We start from the raw sequence: 18,457 nt of genomic DNA on the forward strand, positions 1-18,457 counted from the left end.
ATGCCAGTTCGACGTTTTTGGAAGAGCTTTAAACCCAATTCATTGGTTGCTCGTACTTTATTACTGACACTTCTCGCGGTGGTGGTTGCCCAAGGCATCGCCACTTCCGTTTGGTATAGCCAATCAAAAGCTAAAGAGCTTGAAGGCATTCATTCTGCTTCAGCCAGTATGGCGGGTATGTTTGCCTCTACAGTGACATTCTTCCAGTCTCTTCCTGTGCGTTATCGCCACATTATTTTGGATCAAATCCGAAACATGGGCGGCACGCGCTTTTTTGTATCCTTCAATAAAGAAAGCTTAATTGTTGAGCCGATCGAAGAAACGAGCCTTAAAAAAGCATCGGTCAAGGCGGTTAAGGAAGTTTTGAATGAAAAGCTGACCAATGTTGGTCAAGTGCTAGTGGATTTTTCGCGACCTGAAAGACTGCGTTTACTGAAAAACAGCATTTTCATGAACGACTTACCCAAGTCATGGGTTCATCACACCCTAACATTGGAACCTCTGAATCCACCTGTCATGGTGGTACAAATTGAACTCGACGAGAAAGAGTGGATATACATCGCAGCTTTGTTGCCTTCGCCATATATTACTTTGGATGACACCATCATAGGCAAAGAGCAGATCATCTACCTCTTATGCTCAACCTCTATATTGTTAGTGCTCACTTACTTGCTGATGCGCAGACAAGTTCGACCTTTGAAAAACTTGGCTCGCGCTGCCAATGACATGAGTATGGGTATTGAACAACGACCACTGAATGAAGAAGGTGCCAGTGAGTTAATTACAGCAACGCGCGCATTTAACCTGATGCAACAGCGTATTCGTCGTTATGTTTCAGACCGGGAAAATTTATTCTCAGCCATATCGCACGACTTAAAAACGCCGATTACTCGACTGAGGTTACGGGCTGAACTGTTGGATGACGACGTAAAACGCGAGAAATTTAACCGAGATTTGGATGAGCTCGAAATGATGGTTAAAGGCGCTTTGCAGTGTGTTCGTGATACTGATTTGCATGAAAACAACGACTATATTGATCTCAATGAACTGATCATGTCGATTGCAGAAGGACATAACTTATCTACTCAAACTGTCCACTTTAAACCTATATCTATCGAACCAATTGTGGCTAAACCGTTAGCCATGAAGCGGGCGCTAACCAATCTCATTAATAACGGTGTGAAGTACGGACATGAAGTCTGGATAAGCCTCGATGAAACGGAAGATTGGATAACGGTGACGATTGAAGACCGTGGTCCGGGCATCCCTAAAGATAAACTCGAAACGGTTTTTGAACCTTATTTCCGTATTGCCAATGACAACGAAGGTCATGGGCTTGGCTTAGGTATTAGTCGAAGCATTCTTCGCGGGCATGGTGGCGATATGGTAATAGAAAATCTGCTTAGCGGTGGGTTACGAGTGAAGCTTTTCATCCCCCCAACTCTTGAAGTATAAGTTCCTTACTTCTAAGGAAATATCATGAAACTTAATAAAATCTTATTTGCCACATCATTACTTTTCTCTACAAATTGTACGTTGGCTGCTGAAGTGGAAGTGCTTCACTGGTGGACGGCTGGTGGTGAAGCTAATGCGATTTCTGTTCTAAAAAATAGATTAGAGCAGCAAGGGTATTCATGGATCGATTTCGGTGTGGAAGGCGGCGGCGGTGAAAGTGCAATGAGAGTTTTAAGAACTCGCGCAGTTTCTGGTAATCCCCCTTCTGCGGCCAACATTAAAGGACCCGATATTCAAGAGTGGGCGCGACTTGGCTTTTTAACCAACTTAAATAGCGTTGCAAATCCTGATCATTGGGACGATGTGATTCCCAAAATGATCACTGATGTTATGAAGTACGACAATCATTATGTTGCTGTGCCTGTCAATGTGCACCGCGTGAACTGGCTTTGGGCTAACTCAGAAGTATTTGCAAAAGCAGGCGCAAAGATCCCTACTACAATGGATGAATTTTTTACCGCAGCGGAGAAAATCAAAGCCATTGGATTAATTCCTTTAGCTCACGGTAGTCAACCTTGGCAAGATGCCACACTGTTTGAAGTTATTGCTTTGGATGTCTTGGGAGCGAAAGACTACATAAAAGCCTTTGTCGATTTGGATATGGACATCTTAGGCGGTGAAAAAATGATTGAGGTTTTCACCAAGTTTAAACGTGTCCGAAGCTATGTTGACAACAACTCTCCCGGAAGAAACTGGATGACGGCAACCTCTATGGTGATTAAAGGTGAAGCGGGAATGCAGATAATGGGGGATTGGGCAAAAGGCGAATTTACCGCAGCAGGGAAGGTTCCGGGCAAAGATTATGTTTGTATGCCTGCCTTTGGTACGGCTGGAAAATTCACTTACAACGTTGACAGTTTTGCCTTCTTTGAACTGCAGGATGAAGAGAGCTTTAAAGCACAAAAGGCGTTAGCATCTACCATCCTTGACCCAGAGTTTCAGGAAGTCTTTAACTTAAATAAAGGCTCAATTCCTGTGCGGCTTGACATGGATATGTCCCATTTCGACCAATGTGCTTTAGATTCAATGAAAGATTTTAAATCATCAGCTCAAACAGGCGATCTTGTACCAAGTATGGCGCATGGCATGTCGACCGCTGGCTATGTTCAAGGTGCGATGTTTGATGTGATCACTAATTTCTTTAACGACCAAAGTGCCGATCCAAAAGAAGCAGTAGAGCGCCTTGCTAAGGTTGTTAAATCTGCGATGTAGCATCTTCAGTGTTGCATCTACAAAGTAGTAATAACTGATTTTGCCTATCAAACATGTTGTTATCTCGAACATGTTTATTTCCAAAAGACATGGCGGGAAATGACACATACGCCTTTTTTTGATGTGTCATTTCCCACCCATTTCTCAACGAGCTCGTGTTACTTCTATCGATATGACAATTAGAAACTAACTGTAACCAATTGTTTTACAATGGTTGTTAATTAATTGTTTCAACTTGGATCGCTCCTTGCTTTATAGAGTTCATGCAGCGCTCATTGATGAGTTTGCTGATGATATAAACCAAGGAGAATAATAATGTTAAAGCCTCTTACCCTACTGACTGCCTCTATCCTAGCTGTGACCAGTTTCAACGCTGCTGCTAACTGTGACCCAGGTGAAATCGTGATTAAATTCAGTCATGTAACCAACACAGATAAACACCCTAAAGGTATCGCAGCGACACTGCTTGAAAAACGCGTGAACGAAGAGATGAATGGCAAAGCTTGTATGCAAGTTTACCCAAACTCGACGCTATACGATGATGATAAAGTACTTGAAGCAATGTTGAACGGTGATGTTCAGCTAGCGGCTCCGTCTCTGTCTAAATTTGAAAAATTTACCAAAAAGTTCCGCCTTTTCGACTTACCTTTCCTTTTTGAAGACGTAGACGCAGTAGACCGTTTCCAGACATCTGACGCAGGTGAACAGCTTAAGAATGCAATGACTCGTCGTGGTGTTAAAGGTCTTGAATTCTGGCACAACGGTATGAAGCAAATTTCTGCTAACAAACCAATTCTTGTTCCAGCAGATGCAAAAGGTCTTAAATTCCGTGTTCAGGCTTCTGATGTTCTTGTAGCTCAGTTTGAACAGCTCAACGCTAACCCACAAAAAATGTCGTTTGCCGAAGTATATGGTGGCTTACAGACCAAAGTTATCGATGGTCAGGAGAACACTTGGTCGAACACTTACGGTCAAAAATACTTCGAAGTTCAAGATGGTATTACTGAAACCAACCACGGCATTCTTGATTACCTAGTAGTAACTTCTACCAAATGGTGGGACGGTCTACCAGCCGATGTACGTGATCAGCTAGCAACCATTCTTAATGAAGTAACTGTGACTCGAAATGCTGAATCAAACAAAGTTGAAGAGCAAAACAAGCAATACATTCTTGAAGCGGGCGGTGTAGTACGTGAACTAACGCCAGAACAACGCCAACAATGGGTTGATGCTCTGAAACCAGTTTGGAAGAAGTTTGAGAAAGATATCGGTAGTGATTTGATTGATGCTGCTTTGGCTTCAAATAAGAAGTAATGACGTTTGCCCCTGCTCATTCGGGTAGGGGCTTTTATGCCGATTACATTACATCAATTACATTACGACAATAACGATTACAACAAGAGCTAAGTATCTTATGGAACAGTCATTTTTTGCCAAAGTCGGTCGTATCACTGACAAAGCGGAAGAGACATTAATTGCCTTCTTCTTGGGTGCAATGACACTACTTACCTTTGCCAACGTAGTGTTGCGCTATCTGTTCAACGACAACATCCTCTGGGCGCTAGAGTTAACGGTATTTATGTTTGCGTGGATGGTACTCGTGGGCGCGTCTTATGGGGTGAAGAAACACTTTCACATCGGTGTTGATGTCATCATCAATAAAGCACCGCCAGCGGGTCGTAAAATATATGCTTTGATTGCGATTTCATGCTGTTTAGCTTTCTCGACTTTGCTGCTAATTGGCTCTTGGAACTACTGGTATCCGTTTGCTACAGAGCGCGCTTGGTATGAAACCGACGATATTCCTATGCCAGAGATGCTGCAATTTTTAGCGGATTGGCTTAATGAAGGCGAGCGCTACGAAAAGCTGCCTCGATTCATTCCTTACATGGCGCTGCCAGTCGGTATGGCAATGTTGACCTTTCGCTTCTTGCAAATCGCTTATCAGATTTTAACGGGCAAATTGGACCGAATGATTGCAGGTCATGAAGCTGAAGAAGATCTTGATGCATTAAAAGCCGAATTGGCAGATGTGGAAGATGTCATGAGTGCTAATAATAAGAATAAGGAGCAGTAAGCCATGGCTATTTTGTTGTTATTCCTACTCGTCATCGGCTTTATGCTGATTGGCGTACCGATTGCGATTTCACTAGGTTTGTCGAGCGTTCTGTTTTTGATGTGGCATTCAGATGCTTCATTGGCTTCGGTGGCACAGACTCTTTTTAACGCCTTTGAAGGTCACTACACCCTTTTAGCTATTCCATTCTTCATTTTGGCGTCGAGCTTTATGTCTACTGGTGGCGTAGCGAAACGTATCATTCGTTTTGCGATTGCGATGGTAGGTTGGTTCCGTGGCGGCTTAGCTGTCGCTTCTGTTGTCGCTTGTATGATGTTCGCAGCTCTGTCAGGTTCTTCGCCAGCAACGGTTGTGGCTATCGGTAGTATCGTCATTGCCGGTATGGTGAAAAATGGCTACAGCAAAGAGTTTGCAGCAGGCGTGATTTGTAACGCAGGTACACTGGGTATTCTTATCCCGCCATCAATCGTAATGGTTGTATACTCCGCTGCGACCAACGTGTCTGTTGGACGTATGTTTCTTGGCGGGGTAATTCCGGGATTGCTAGCGGGTCTAATGTTGATCATTGCGATCTACATTACTGCACGTATCAAAAATCTACCAAGACAACCTTTTGTGGGTTGGAAAGAAGCAATATCAGCAGCCAAAGATGCTAGCTGGGGGTTATTGCTAGTGGTGATTATTCTTGGCGGTATTTATGGCGGCATCTTTACGCCAACCGAGGCAGCAGCAGTTGCAGCTGTGTATTCATTCTTTATTGCCAACTTTATTTACCGCGATATGGGACCGTTTGCTGATAAGAACAATACCAAACCATTCCTTGTTAAAGCGGTTGAAACTTTTGTTCATAAAGATACGCAAAATACGCTGTATGACGCAGGTAAACTGACAATCATGTTGCTGTTTATCATTGCTAACGCTCTGATTTTGAAACATGTACTGACGGAAGAACGCGTCCCTCAGATGATCACGGAATCAATGCTTTCTGCTGGCTTAGGTCCAATTGCTTTCCTAATTGTGGTCAACGTATTGCTGTTGATTGGCGGTCAGTTTATGGAACCATCAGGTCTGCTGATCATTGTGGCTCCATTAGTGTTCCCAATTGCGATTCAGCTAGGCATTGACCCGATTCACTTGGGTATCATGATGGTCGTGAACATGGAGATAGGTATGATAACGCCGCCAGTTGGGCTCAACCTCTTTGTTACTGCAGGGGTTGCGAAGATGTCGATGATGGATGTTGTCAAAGCCGCCTTACCATGGGTAGGCATTATGTTCCTATTCTTGATCATCGTAACTTATGTACCTATCGTATCGACTTGGTTACCAACGTTACTGATGGGACCGGAAATCATCACCAAATAAAAGTGATGAAGTGAGATGGAAAAAAACGCCTAGCATTGCTAGGCGTTTTTCTACTGTTTGGCACTACTTCTACTCTTTGTAGTTATCTTTATTTATCTGATATTTCTGCATTTTGTCATAGAGTGTTTTTCGCGGAATATTGAGAATTTCCATGGCGTCTTTAATGCTTCCAGAGCACTCAATCAGCGTGTGCTCGATCAGTGACTTTTCGTACTCTGCCACTTGATCCGCAAGGCTGGTCAACACTTTAGCATTGTTGCTCTGCTCGCCAAGTTCTGAAAGCTTCCCAAGTAACACATAGCGTTCAGCGGCATTACGTAGCTCTCTGACATTTCCTGGCCAGTTGTGACTTAGCAAGGCTTGCAAAGCACTGTGCGGCAGAGCTGTAGCGGCTTTTCCGTAGCGAGCTGCTGCCACAAGCAGGAAGTGATGGAAGAGGGCTGGTATGTCTTCTCGGCGCTCGCGAAGCGGTGGTATATCAAGAGTCACAATGTTAAGTCGGTAATAGAGATCTTGGCGAAAGCTTCCTTCTAGAGCGGCCTTCTTTAAATCGACTTTGGTTGCTGCGATAACGCGAATATCCAATGGGATAAGTTCATTCGAACCGACTCGTTCGATAACGCGCTCTTGCAACACACGTAGTAGACGAATCTGAGCTTGCATCGGCATTGATTCAATCTCATCTAGAAACAGTGTTCCGCCTTGAGCATGTTCAAACTTACCAATACGTTTAGTGTCTGCGCCGGTAAAAGCGCCTTTTTCGTGTCCGTAAAGTTCACTCTCAATGAGATTTTCCGGTACAGCGCCACAGTTGACTGCTACGAAGTTTTTTTCTCGTCGAGAACTTTGTTCGTGTAGTGAGCGAGCAATAAGTTCTTTACCCGTACCAGTCTCACCAAACAAAAGTATGTCGGCGTTGGTGTCGGCAACGTGAGTAATGGTATCTCTTAACGCAATAATACTGTTGGTTTCACCGATGATTCTCGGACCCAGTGTTTGGCTGGCTTTGAGGCTACGTTTTAACTGTTGGTTTTCCAACGTTAGTTTTCTGCGTTCAATAGCTCGATTGACGGTTTCAATGAGTCTTTCTGGTGCGAAAGGTTTCTCGATAAAGTCATAAGCGCCATCATGCATCGCTTGCACTGCCATGGATATATCACCATGACCAGTGATGAGAATGACCGGCACATCACTGTCTTGATGATGTATCGACGACAGAAGATTCTGCCCACTGATCCCCGGTAGACAGATGTCTGTCACGACGACCATGGGCAACTTATCTTGCTTGATGGCTAGCAGCGCTTCTTCTGCGCTGGAGAAAAATTTGGCATCGATATCTGCCAGTTCAAAGCTCTGTTCGATTGCTATTCGAATGTCCGATTCGTCATCAATAAAAAATACATCGCACATACATTTCCCTTATTTTTATAATTCTGAGCTGACTTGGGTTTGTTCTAGACTCGTCTGATTTTTATTAAGAACAGGTTTGTTTTTATTAAGAATAATAGTGAATCTTGCCCCCCCGAGTGGAGAAGAGTGGGCGGTTAAATCCCCACCCATGCTATGCATGATTTGTTGGGATATAGATAACCCCAAGCCCAAACCGTTTTTCTTCGTGGTATAGAAAGGTTCGAACAGATTCTTCATCTGTTCCAAATTAAGACCCACACCTGTGTCGTCGACATGTATCGAGATATGTTCTGGTTGTTCTTCTAAAGTAAGAACCACTTTCTTAATCTCCTGCTCATCAACTGCCTGCATCGCATTGGTCAACAAGTTAATGATGACCTGCTCTAACTGAATTGGATTAATACTGCAGCGAACTGGTGCTTCTGGAGCTTGAATTTCAAACTCTATGTAATGAGATTTAAACTGAGGTTGCATCAGTTCTTTGGCATTGATAATCAAAGGTAGCAACTGTGCTTCTACGTGTTCATCGCTTTCTGTTTTTCTGGCAAAGGATTTGAGCTGTTCACTGATTTTTGCCATGCGAACGGTAAGTGCAGAAATACGTTCCAGATTTTCGTCAGTACGTTCAGGTTTGCCATTAGCAAGAAAACGCCTGCCATTGTCAGCAAAGCTGCGTATCGCTGCTAAAGGGTTGTTTAGTTCATGGCTTATGCTTGCTGACATTTGGCCTAGAACTGCCAGTTTCGCCGCTTGTATCAGCTCGTTTTGGGTCTGCCTTAACACATGTTCTGTCTTGATTCTTTCACCGATTTCAACGTGCAGCTTTGCAGTTCTTTCCATCACTAGGAACTCAAGCTTTTGCTTTGCTTCCGCTTGTAATCGCTCGATCTGCCGTTGCCGAACTTGTCTGTGATGTAGCAGCAGAAAGGCAAGATAAATAATGGCGAAAATCATAGTAAGGATGATGAGGAAACCAAAGGTATCCCAGAACACATTCACTTTAGGTGACAACACGTGAATGTTGAGCGCGAGATTATCCAGTTTGTTGGTTGAAACTATGTAGTCATCTTTGATCCAACCCTCATTAGGTTTAACCCATTCGGTCTCGGCAATATCAACATCACCGTAGAAATCTAAAGATGGAATGGTACTGTCGAGATACTGGCGGGTATCTTGCACCTTTTTTCGCGCTTCTTCACTCAGTTCAGACACGCTATGGAATAGCCAATCCGGTCGGCTAGACATGAACACGATATTGTTATCATCGGTCGCGACAAAATAACTGTTCTTGCTTTGCCAGTTTTCCTCGATCGCGGAGAGATCCATCTTTACGACCACAACACCAATCACTTCAGCAGCGTAGATAACGGGATAGGCATAGTAATAACCTCTTTGCCCAGATGTTGAGCCCAGAGCAAAGTATTGACTCTTTTTACCCGAAATCGCGTCGTAGAAGTATGGACGCCATGCGAAGTTACGCCCGATAAAGGAACGGTCAAGATTCCAGTTGCTGGAAGCGATGGTATTGCCAATACCATCGAGCAAATAAGTATCGGCTGCCTGAATCACTTCGTTTACTTGTTCTAAGTAGCGGTTGGTTAAATCAATTTGTGCCGTGTTTTCGGGATGACTAAGTGCATCCACCAATTCTTTATCTTTAGATAAGAGGCGAGGGATGTGGGCGTATTTATCGAGTTTGGCGGATATGTGGCTAGAGAAACGCTCCAGTTCGGACTGTTGCTCAATCAACAATGACTGGTAGCTATAGCGCCAAACCAAATGCGCAGCCATGGCCGCGATGACAATATAAATGATCAAAAACAATACTGAGAGTTGGCGTACAGACAGCATCCTTGTCATAGTTTTCGTTCCTCGTTTATCTCGTCGATCATGATACTGGGAACTTCAATTTATCTGTTTAAAAACATATCGAATATGGGAGACAAAACAAGAGCCAGATCTCTTTTTGATTATTTGGGGAAAAAAATCCCTCGATTCTCTTGAAAAAGCCTATATTGTCCCCATTTCAAAGCCATCAAGAGATCCATCAATTGATGGTTTTTTTAGCAGTCAAAGAGTTTTTTAGGACATTGGCTTTTTCTTGCCGGGTATTAGCTCGACAGCTAAAGCTGAGATCGGTAGTATATCGCGTCTAATTTTTAGTCCTGAGGCTAATCAGAGATACCTTTATTCGGCGCAAATCGACCAAAGATGTCACTCATTAGTTCGATATTTAGGTGAATTTCACTGAGAGTATCGATGCTCAATATTTACAGTTAGTGTTCTACCGAGCACAAGATAAGGATGAAGCCAAACAGAGATGTTGGCTCATGATGCTCAGGAATGCTGAGCCAGTTTTGAGGTTTAAATACAATGCAAGTTACTGTTGAAACGCTAGAAGGCCTAGAGCGCCGTTTGAATATTACTGTTCCTGCTGCAAACATCGAAGATGCAGTAGCAGCTGAACTACGCAACATCGCGAAAAATCGTCGTTTCGACGGTTTCCGTAAAGGTAAAGTACCGATGAAGATGGTTGCGCAAATGTACGGCAAAGCAGTACGTCAAGACATTCTTGGTGAAGTTATGCAACGTCACTTCATCGAAGCAATCGTAAAAGAGAAAATCAACCCAGCTGGCGCACCAACTTTCGCACCAGTAGAAATTAAAGAAGGCGCAGACCTAGTATTCACTGCAACTTTCGAAGTTTACCCAGAAGTTGAACTTAAAGGTCTATCAAACATCACTGTAGAAAAACCTGCAGCAGTAGTTCAAGACTCTGACGTTGAAGAGATGCTAGAAACTCTACGTAAGCAACAATCTACTTGGACTGAAGTAGAAGAAGCTGCTGACAACGGTAAGCGCGTTTCTATCGACTTCGTTGGTTCTATCGACGGTGTTGAATTCGAAGGCGGTAAAGCTGAAAACTTCCCTCTAGAAATGGGTGCAGGTCGTATGATTCCTGGTTTTGAAGACGGTATCGTTGGCAAAACTAAAGGCATGGAATTCGAAATCGACGTGAACTTCCCAGAAGAGTACCACGCTGAAAACCTAAAAGGTAAAGCAGCTAAGTTCGCTATCAAAGTGAACAAAGTAGAAGCTCGCCAACTACCAGAACTAAACGAAGAGTTCGTTGCTAAGTTCGGTGTAACTGAAGGCGGTGTTGACGCACTTAAAGCTGAAGTTCGTAAGAACATGGAACGTGAACTTAAACAAGCAATCAAAGCTCGCATCAAAGAGCAAGCGATTGAAGGTCTTGTGAAAGAGAACGCAATCGACGTTCCAGCAGCTCTTGTAGATCAAGAAATCGACGTACTACGTCAACAAGCTGCACAACGTTTTGGTGGCAACATCGAAGCTGCAAACCAACTTCCACGTGAAATGTTCGAAGAGCAAGCTAAACGTCGCGTAGTTGTAGGTCTACTTCTAGGTGAAGTTATCAAGACTGAAGAACTAAAAGCTGACGAAGGCAAAGTGAAAGCACTTATCGAAGAAATGGCAACAGCTTACGAAGATCCAGCTGAAGTTATCTCTTACTACGAGCAAAACGAGCAAATGATGAACAACATGCGCAACGTAGCTCTAGAAGAACAAGCGATTGACGCGATCATTGCTAAAGCAACAGTTACAGAGAAAGCAATTAGCTTTAACGAGCTAATGAACCCTCAAGTTGCTGCTTAATAAGCAATCTATAGCGTAGAAGGTTGACTTCACGTCAACTCTTCTGCTAACAATGGTCCGTATGATATTCATCATCCGGGCCATTTATTTTTAGGGATATTAAGACTATGAGCTACCAAGAAAAAAACGCAATGTCGCCGATTATTGATGCGCTAGTACCCATGGTGGTTGAACAAACTTCCCGTGGCGAGCGTTCATACGATATTTATTCACGTCTTTTAAAAGAGCGAGTTATTTTCTTAACGGGTCAGGTAGAAGACCACATGGCAAACCTTGTCGTGGCTCAGCTGCTTTTCTTAGAATCTGAAAACCCAGACAAAGATATTTTCTTATACATCAACTCTCCGGGTGGCAGTGTGACAGCTGGTATGTCTATTTATGACACCATGCAGTTTATTAAGCCAAATGTGAGCACAGTGTGTATGGGACAAGCATGTTCTATGGGCGCATTCTTACTAGCTGGTGGCGCACCTGGTAAACGTTATGTTCTACCAAACTCGCGCGTAATGATTCACCAACCACTAGGTGGATTCCAAGGCCAAGCTTCGGACATCCAAATTCACGCGCAAGAAATTCTAACTATTAAGAATAAATTAAACCGCTTGTTGGCAGAGCATACAGGTCAACCGCTTGAAATCATTGAGCGTGATACTGACCGTGACAATTTCATGTCAGCTGAACAAGCAGTGGAATACGGTTTGGTGGACTCAGTATTGACCCACCGCGGAGAGTAACAGTTCTGGTAATTGTTTAACGCAATTTAAAAGAAATTGTTATACACTCAAACCATAAAGAGTAAAGGCTAAGAGGTTAGCGAATGACAGATAAAAGCAAAGAGGGTGGTAGTAGTAAACTGCTGTACTGCTCTTTCTGTGGCAAAAGCCAGCACGAAGTTCGCAAGCTAATTGCAGGTCCTTCTGTGTATATCTGTGACGAATGTGTTGATCTATGTAACGACATTATTCGCGAAGAGATTAAAGATGTACTACCTAAGAAAGAGTCGTCAGCATTGCCTGCGCCTCGTGAAATTCGTGCACATCTTGACGACTATGTAATTGGCCAAGAACACGCTAAAAAAGTGCTCGCTGTTGCGGTATATAACCACTATAAGCGTTTACGTAATGGTGATACGACAAGTGATGGTGTTGAGCTAGGTAAAAGTAATATTTTGCTTATTGGTCCAACCGGTAGTGGTAAAACGCTACTTGCAGAAACACTTGCGCGTTTCCTAGATGTACCATTTACGATGGCTGATGCTACAACGCTAACAGAAGCAGGCTATGTTGGTGAAGACGTTGAAAACATCATCCAGAAACTGCTTCAGAAGTGTGATTACGATGTAGCAAAAGCTGAGCGCGGTATCGTCTATATCGATGAAATCGATAAGATTTCTCGTAAATCTGAAAACCCATCTATTACACGAGATGTGTCAGGTGAAGGCGTACAACAAGCACTATTGAAACTGGTTGAAGGTACTATTGCATCGGTTCCACCACAAGGTGGTCGTAAGCATCCTCAACAAGAGTTCTTACAAGTAGACACTTCTAAAATCTTGTTTATCTGTGGTGGTGCGTTTGCAGGCCTAGATAAAGTGATTGAACAACGTGTTGCAACTGGTACTGGTATTGGTTTTGGAGCTGAAGTTCGTTCTAAAGATCAAAACAGAACGGTTGGTGAATTGTTCACTCAAGTAGAACCGGAAGATTTAGTGAAGTATGGCCTAATTCCAGAATTCATTGGTCGTCTACCAGTAACTGCAACGTTGACTGAACTTGATGAGCAAGCTCTGATTCAGATCCTTTGCGAACCAAAGAACGCATTGACTAAACAGTATGCGGCGCTTTTCGAACTTGAAGATGTGGATCTTGAGTTCCGTGAAGATGCACTGCGTGCGATTGCGGCGAAAGCGATGGCTCGTAAAACAGGCGCTCGTGGTTTACGTTCAATTCTTGAAAGCGTATTGCTTGAGACCATGTACGAACTACCTTCGATGTCTGACGTTGAAAAAGTAGTTATTGATGAGTCAGTTATCAATGGCGAATCTGAGCCATTAATGATTTTCTCTGGCAACGAAAGCCAAGCGGCAGGCGCAGAGTAAATAAAATTCTATTGGCGTCCGTAAGCCAGTAAAAGCTAATAAATAATCAAAGGAGGTATGCATTACCTCCTTTTTTTTATTCTGTTATTGAATCCAGTTAGTTAGCCCCCATATACTCCCATATATATCAAAGCGGAAGAGAGAATAATATGAACTTGGAGCGTTCCGAGCGTATAGAGATCCCCGTACTACCTTTGCGTGATGTGGTTGTATACCCACATATGGTGATCCCTTTGTTTGTTGGTCGTGAGAAATCTATTCAGTGCCTAGAAGCGGCAATGGATAACAACAAACAAGTTCTTCTGGTTGCACAGAAGCAGGCCGAAACGGATGAACCTACTATTTCGGACTTATTCGAAGTAGGTACGGTTGCAACAATTCTGCAATTGCTAAAGTTACCTGATGGCACTGTGAAGGTGTTAGTTGAAGGTCAACAACGAGCGAAAATTAATGAGTTTCATGAAGGTGAGTTCTTCTCTGCGAGCGCTGAATTCCTGATCACTCCTGAATTAGATGACAAAGAACAGGAAGTTATAGTACGTAGTGCTATCAACCAGTTCGATGGATTCATCAAACTGAATAAAAAGATTCCGCCTGAAGTTTTGACTTCACTGAATGGGATTGATGAAGCTGCACGTCTAGCGGATACCATTGCTGCCCATATGCCACTCAAGTTGGCCGACAAGCAAAAAGTGCTTGAGATTCTAGATGTTGCTGAACGTTTAGAGTTCTTAATGGGGCAAATGGAATCTGAAATCGATTTGCTTCAAGTCGAAAAACGCATTCGCACTCGCGTTAAAAAGCAGATGGAAAAATCTCAACGTGAGTACTATCTGAATGAGCAAATGAAAGCGATTCAGAAAGAGCTGGGCGAGACAGAAGATGGTGTCGATGAGTTCGAAGTTCTAAAACAGAAAATCGATGATTCAAAAATGCCTGCCGAAGCGCGTGAAAAAACTGAGCAAGAACTTCAGAAGCTTAAAATGATGTCTCCGATGTCAGCCGAAGCAACAGTGGTTCGCAGCTATATTGATTGGATGATTAATGTTCCTTGGACTAAGCGTTCAAAAGTTAAACGTGACCTAGCGAAAGCAGAAGAAATCCTAAACGCTGACCACTATGGCTTAGAGCGTGTGAAAGAACGCATTCTGGAATATTTGGCAGTTCAAAGTCGTATTAGTAAGCTAAAAGGTCCGATTCTTTGCTTGGTTGGTCCTCCGGGTGTGGGTAAAACGTCGTTAGGTCGCTCAATTGCTGCTGCGACAGGTCGTAAGTACACTCGTATGGCCTTGGGTGGTGTTCGTGATGAAGCTGAAATTCGTGGCCACCGTCGTACTTACATCGGTTCTTTACCGGGTAAGCTGATCCAAAAAATGTCAAAAGTTGGAGTGAAAAACCCGCTATTCCTATTGGATGAAATCGATAAGATGGCATCGGACATGCGTGGTGATCCAGCTTCTGCTTTGTTGGAAGTACTAGATCCAGAGCAGAACAACTCATTCAACGACCACTACTTAGAAGTGGATTACGATTTGTCTGATGTTATGTTCGTAGCAACATCGAACTCAATGAACATACCGGGTCCGTTGTTAGACCGTATGGAAGTGATCCGTCTATCGGGTTATACCGAAGACGAAAAACTGAATATTGCAAAGAGTCACTTAGTTGAAAAGCAAATTGAACGCAATGGCTTGAAGCCTTCTGAAATTACGATTGAAGATTCAGCAATTATTGGCGTGATTCGCTACTACACTCGTGAAGCGGGTGTTCGTAGTCTAGAACGCGAAATATCCAAAATCTGCCGTAAAGCCGTGAAGAATATTCTGCTCAACAAAGACGTTAAGCACGTTACGGTGAATCAAGAAAATCTTAAAGAATACCTTGGTGTACAACGCTTTGACTTTGGTAAAGCGGATGAGCACAACCGTATAGGTCAAGTTACAGGCTTAGCTTGGACAGAAGTTGGCGGTGATCTGCTAACCATTGAAGCTCAATCAATGCCTGGTAAAGGTAAGCTTACTCAGACTGGTTCTTTGGGCGAAGTGATGCAGGAATCTATCCAAGCTGCGATGACCGTGGTTCGTTCTCGTGCCGAAAAATTAGGTATTAACCCTGATTTCTACGAAAAACGTGATATCCATGTTCACGTACCAGAAGGTGCAACACCGAAAGACGGTCCAAGTGCTGGTACTGCTATGTGTACCGCTTTAGTTTCTTGTTTAACTGGTAACCCTGTAAGAGCAGATGTTGCAATGACGGGTGAAATTACACTTCGTGGTGAAGTTTTACCTATCGGTGGATTGAAAGAAAAACTGCTAGCAGCTCATCGTGGTGGTATTAAAACTGCGCTAATTCCAAAGGATAATGAGCGTGATTTGGAAGAGATTCCAGATAACGTAATCGCTGATCTTAAAGTGATTCCAGTACGCTGGATTGACGAAGTTTTAAAGGTTGCACTAGAAAATGACCCGACTGGCGTGGTGTTTGAAGCCGTAAAAGAGTGATGTGCAGCAAAAATAAGTAAAAGATTACGCTGATAGGCTCAAAAAGGGCTTGTCAGCGTTTTTTTTGGAGGCTACCGTTATTCACTATAGCTTTCAGCCCAGTTGTAACAAGGCTTTAGGTTATCTTTAAACATCAATGGAACGAATAGGCGCCGAACAAAATAATAAATTGGCGACCAAAGGGGAATCACAGTGAATAAAACACAATTAGTAGAAAAAATCGCAGCTAACGCTGATCTATCAAAAGCTTCAGCTGGTCGTGCTCTAGACGCATTTATCGAAGCAGTGAGCGATACTCTTCAGTCTGGCGACCAAGTAGCTCTAGTTGGCTTTGGTACTTTCCAAGTTCGCACTCGTGCAGCTCGCACTGGTCGTAACCCAAAAACTGGTGAAGAAATCCAAATCGCAGAAGCTAAAGTTCCTGCATTCAAAGCTGGTAAAGCACTGAAAGACGCTTGCAACTAATTTCTTAGAATGACTTTTTGCTGCATGCGGCAAAATTTATTCGAACCTTTTTTAATTATGCGCATCCTACTGATGCGCATTTCTTTTTCTGATATTATCGCGCTATTCATTTTTGGCTGAAGTATGAACTTCAAATCCGGAGAGCAGTAAAACTATGATGGATCGATTACGCGAGGGTGTTAACAGCATCGCGGTAAAAATTATCCTAGGACTAATCATCCTTTCTTTTATCTTCGCAGGGGTAGGTAGCTACCTAGTCAGTGGCAGTAATAACGCGGCGGCTAAAGTAGGCAACGTTGAGATCGATCGTGGTCAGTTCGAACAAGCTTACCAAAACGAAAGAAACCGTATGCAATCTCAAATGGGTGACTATTTTGCTAACTTGCTAGCAGATCCAGCGTACGTTGCTTCTTTCCGTAAATCTGTTTTAGATCGCATGATTAACGATGTCCTCATTGAGCAGCATGCGAATTCTCTAGGTCTTCGAATCAGCGATTCACAAGTGCGTAAACTGATTCTAGAAATGCCTCAGTTCCAATCTGAAGGTAAGTTTGACCAAGACATCTATCAAGCTGCACTACGTCGTGCTGGCTTTACGGCTGAATCTTTTGCTGAATACCTTCGTCGTGATTTACTGCGTAGTCAGTTGACGTCAGCACTGCAAGGTAGTGAATTCACCCTTCAAGGTGAAATTGATGCACAAAGTGCATTAATTGCGCAAACTCGTGATATTCGCACCGTTACATTGTCTCTTAAAGATTTTGCAAACAATGCAATTGTAAGCGATGAAGATGCTCAGAAGTATTACTCTGAAAATACTGAACGCTACACTCGCCCAGAACAAGTTAAAGTATCTTATATCGAGCTTTCAGCAGAGAAATTGGCTGAGCAAGTGACCATCAGTGATGAGCAAGTGAAAGCTTACTATCAAGAACACTTGGATAAATATTCAACTGCTGAGCAACGTGAAGTTAGCCATATCCTTGTTCAAGGCGATGACGAAGCAAAAGCTCAAGCCATTCTTGATGAATTAAATGCAGGTACAGATTTCGCTAAACTTGCAGAAGAAAAATCTGAAGACATTGGTAGCTCGGAAATTGGCGGTTCTCTAGGTTGGATCGAACACGACACTATGGATCCTGCTTTCGAGGCAGCAGCCTTTAGCTTAGCTTCAGTTGGAGATGTATCAGGTCTTGTTAAGTCTGATTTTGGTTATCACATCATCAAGCTTGATGGAATAAAAGCTTCTATAGCAAAACCTTTAGAAGAAGTGGCTGAAGAGATTAAAACTGAGTTAGCTTCGCAAAAAGCGGTAGATACTTTCTACGAATTGCAAACTGAGCTCGAAAAAGTTGCGTTTGAATACCCAGATTCTTTAGATGAAGCTGCTAAAGCTATTTCTGCTCAAGTTGTGAAAACTGATTTTGTTTCTCAATCAGATACACCAGAAACTCTTCAAAATGCAGCTGTTCAGCAAGCAATTCAGTCTCCAGAAGTGAAAGAAGACGGTTTGAACTCATCGGTGATCGAAGTTGCACCAGAGCATGTTGTAGTTGTACGTGTTGACGAAACCCGCCCTGAAATGGTTTTACCTCTAGAAGAAGTCAAAGACCAAGTAGTCGCTCATTTATCTAAAGTGAAAGGCGAGCAGCAAGCTCTTGAGTTAGGTGACAAATTAATCGCTGGCCTGAAACAAGGTGATCAATCTCTTCTGGAAGAAAATAAGTTGGCATTTGGCGAGTTAGAAACGGTCGACCGTGGTTCACCATTGGCACAGACTGTTTACTCAATGCCTAAGCCTGCAGCTGAGCAAGTGGTATATGGTCAAGCTAAAGACTTAGACGGCAATATTGTTTTAATCGAGCTAAGTAAGGTTGAAGCTAAAATAGAGCCTCAGTATCAAAATCAAATTGGTGCTCAACTGTCTCGCATTGCTGTACAACAGGATATTGCTGGTGTTCTATCTGTACTAAGAGCGAACACTGACATCGAATATTACGCTGTGAGCCAATAGCTGACAGAAATGTAATTGATATGTTTAACAAAAGGGGCTGCGATTGTAGCCCCTTTTATTTTATTCAAAGTGCCATCTTAATTATCTTTTTACAGGTCTAAGATACTTCTCACTTAATC

General features: G+C 43.0%; 13 protein-coding genes. 11 read left to right on the forward strand and 2 right to left on the reverse strand.

Annotated features, from left to right (window positions below; translation table 11 throughout):
• From ACOSVQ_RS01600 to ACOSVQ_RS01620, 5 genes are all read left to right on the forward strand, one after another.
• The gene (locus tag ACOSVQ_RS01600) at positions 1 to 1,455 is read left to right on the forward strand and encodes an ATP-binding protein (protein WP_491980852.1); all 1,455 of its coding nucleotides are present in this window, start codon (positions 1 to 3) and stop codon (positions 1,453 to 1,455) included.
• Positions 1,456 to 1,479: 24 nt separating this feature from the next.
• Positions 1,480 to 2,727 carry an ABC transporter substrate-binding protein gene (locus tag ACOSVQ_RS01605; RefSeq protein ID WP_491980853.1) on the forward strand — a complete coding sequence of 416 codons (1,248 nt, stop codon included), beginning with the start codon at positions 1,480 to 1,482 and terminating at the stop codon, positions 2,725 to 2,727.
• Positions 2,728 to 3,042: 315 nt separating this feature from the next.
• Complete coding sequence (locus ACOSVQ_RS01610; RefSeq protein WP_491980854.1) at positions 3,043 to 4,041, forward strand: DctP family TRAP transporter solute-binding subunit; 999 nt, start codon at positions 3,043 to 3,045, stop codon at positions 4,039 to 4,041.
• Between the two features lie 100 nt (positions 4,042 to 4,141).
• Positions 4,142 to 4,804, forward strand: a complete 663-nt coding sequence (locus tag ACOSVQ_RS01615) for a TRAP transporter small permease (RefSeq protein ID WP_491980855.1) — start codon at positions 4,142 to 4,144, stop codon at positions 4,802 to 4,804.
• 3 nt (positions 4,805 to 4,807) lie between these two features.
• Complete coding sequence (locus ACOSVQ_RS01620) at positions 4,808 to 6,169, forward strand: TRAP transporter large permease (protein WP_491980856.1); 1,362 nt, start codon at positions 4,808 to 4,810, stop codon at positions 6,167 to 6,169.
• Positions 6,170 to 6,238: 69 nt separating this feature from the next.
• Here the strand turns inward: ACOSVQ_RS01620 and ACOSVQ_RS01625 are convergent, their stop codons facing one another.
• A complete protein-coding gene (locus ACOSVQ_RS01625) occupies positions 6,239 to 7,579 on the reverse strand; it encodes a sigma-54-dependent transcriptional regulator (RefSeq protein WP_491980857.1) in 1,341 nt (446 codons plus the stop codon).
• Positions 7,580 to 7,594: 15 nt separating this feature from the next.
• The gene (locus tag ACOSVQ_RS01630) at positions 7,595 to 9,430 is read right to left on the reverse strand and encodes a sensor histidine kinase (protein WP_491981110.1); all 1,836 of its coding nucleotides are present in this window, start codon (positions 9,428 to 9,430) and stop codon (positions 7,595 to 7,597) included.
• Between the two features lie 522 nt (positions 9,431 to 9,952).
• Here ACOSVQ_RS01630 and tig point away from each other — a divergent pair.
• The 6 genes from tig to ppiD all read left to right on the forward strand — a co-directional run bounded on the left by tig (position 9,953) and on the right by ppiD (position 18,338).
• Positions 9,953 to 11,257 (forward strand): trigger factor, encoded by a 1,305-nt coding sequence (gene tig, locus ACOSVQ_RS01635; protein WP_491980858.1) that lies wholly within the window; start codon positions 9,953 to 9,955, stop codon positions 11,255 to 11,257.
• A 107-nt stretch (positions 11,258 to 11,364) separates the two neighbouring features.
• Positions 11,365 to 11,991: an ATP-dependent Clp endopeptidase proteolytic subunit ClpP gene (gene clpP, locus ACOSVQ_RS01640; RefSeq protein ID WP_165310753.1), complete on the forward strand. Its 627-nt coding sequence runs from the start codon at positions 11,365 to 11,367 to the stop codon at positions 11,989 to 11,991.
• 83 nt (positions 11,992 to 12,074) lie between these two features.
• Positions 12,075 to 13,355, forward strand: a complete 1,281-nt coding sequence (clpX, locus tag ACOSVQ_RS01645) for an ATP-dependent protease ATP-binding subunit ClpX (RefSeq protein WP_491980859.1) — start codon at positions 12,075 to 12,077, stop codon at positions 13,353 to 13,355.
• A gap of 149 nt (positions 13,356 to 13,504) precedes the next feature.
• Positions 13,505 to 15,859 (forward strand): endopeptidase La, encoded by a 2,355-nt coding sequence (lon, locus tag ACOSVQ_RS01650; protein ID WP_491980860.1) that lies wholly within the window; start codon positions 13,505 to 13,507, stop codon positions 15,857 to 15,859.
• Positions 15,860 to 16,051: 192 nt separating this feature from the next.
• A complete protein-coding gene (locus ACOSVQ_RS01655; protein ID WP_042486811.1) occupies positions 16,052 to 16,324 on the forward strand; it encodes an HU family DNA-binding protein in 273 nt (90 codons plus the stop codon).
• A 154-nt stretch (positions 16,325 to 16,478) separates the two neighbouring features.
• On the forward strand, positions 16,479 to 18,338 hold the full coding sequence (gene ppiD, locus ACOSVQ_RS01660) for a peptidylprolyl isomerase (protein ID WP_491980861.1): 1,860 nt from the start codon (positions 16,479 to 16,481) through the stop codon (positions 18,336 to 18,338).
• The last annotated feature ends 119 nt before the right edge of the window (positions 18,339 to 18,457 follow it).

The sequence above is a fragment of the Vibrio sp. HM8-C genome, assembly GCF_058630515.1.

Excerpts from the sequence above, each read along its gene's own strand:
- ACOSVQ_RS01600 (WP_491980852.1), top strand. The coding sequence starts at position 1 with ATGCCAGTTCGACGTTTTTGGAAGAGCTTTAAACCCAATTCATTGGTT.
- ACOSVQ_RS01605 (WP_491980853.1), top strand. The coding sequence starts at position 1,480 with ATGAAACTTAATAAAATCTTATTTGCCACATCATTACTTTTCTCTACA.
- ACOSVQ_RS01610 (WP_491980854.1), top strand. The coding sequence starts at position 3,043 with ATGTTAAAGCCTCTTACCCTACTGACTGCCTCTATCCTAGCTGTGACC.
- ACOSVQ_RS01615 (WP_491980855.1), top strand. The coding sequence starts at position 4,142 with ATGGAACAGTCATTTTTTGCCAAAGTCGGTCGTATCACTGACAAAGCG.
- ACOSVQ_RS01620 (WP_491980856.1), top strand. The coding sequence starts at position 4,808 with ATGGCTATTTTGTTGTTATTCCTACTCGTCATCGGCTTTATGCTGATT.
- ACOSVQ_RS01625 (WP_491980857.1), bottom strand. The coding sequence starts at position 7,579 with ATGTGCGATGTATTTTTTATTGATGACGAATCGGACATTCGAATAGCA.
- ACOSVQ_RS01630 (WP_491981110.1), bottom strand. The coding sequence starts at position 9,430 with ATGCTGTCTGTACGCCAACTCTCAGTATTGTTTTTGATCATTTATATT.
- tig (WP_491980858.1), top strand. The coding sequence starts at position 9,953 with ATGCAAGTTACTGTTGAAACGCTAGAAGGCCTAGAGCGCCGTTTGAAT.
- clpP (WP_165310753.1), top strand. The coding sequence starts at position 11,365 with ATGAGCTACCAAGAAAAAAACGCAATGTCGCCGATTATTGATGCGCTA.
- clpX (WP_491980859.1), top strand. The coding sequence starts at position 12,075 with ATGACAGATAAAAGCAAAGAGGGTGGTAGTAGTAAACTGCTGTACTGC.
- lon (WP_491980860.1), top strand. The coding sequence starts at position 13,505 with ATGAACTTGGAGCGTTCCGAGCGTATAGAGATCCCCGTACTACCTTTG.
- ppiD (WP_491980861.1), top strand. The coding sequence starts at position 16,479 with ATGATGGATCGATTACGCGAGGGTGTTAACAGCATCGCGGTAAAAATT.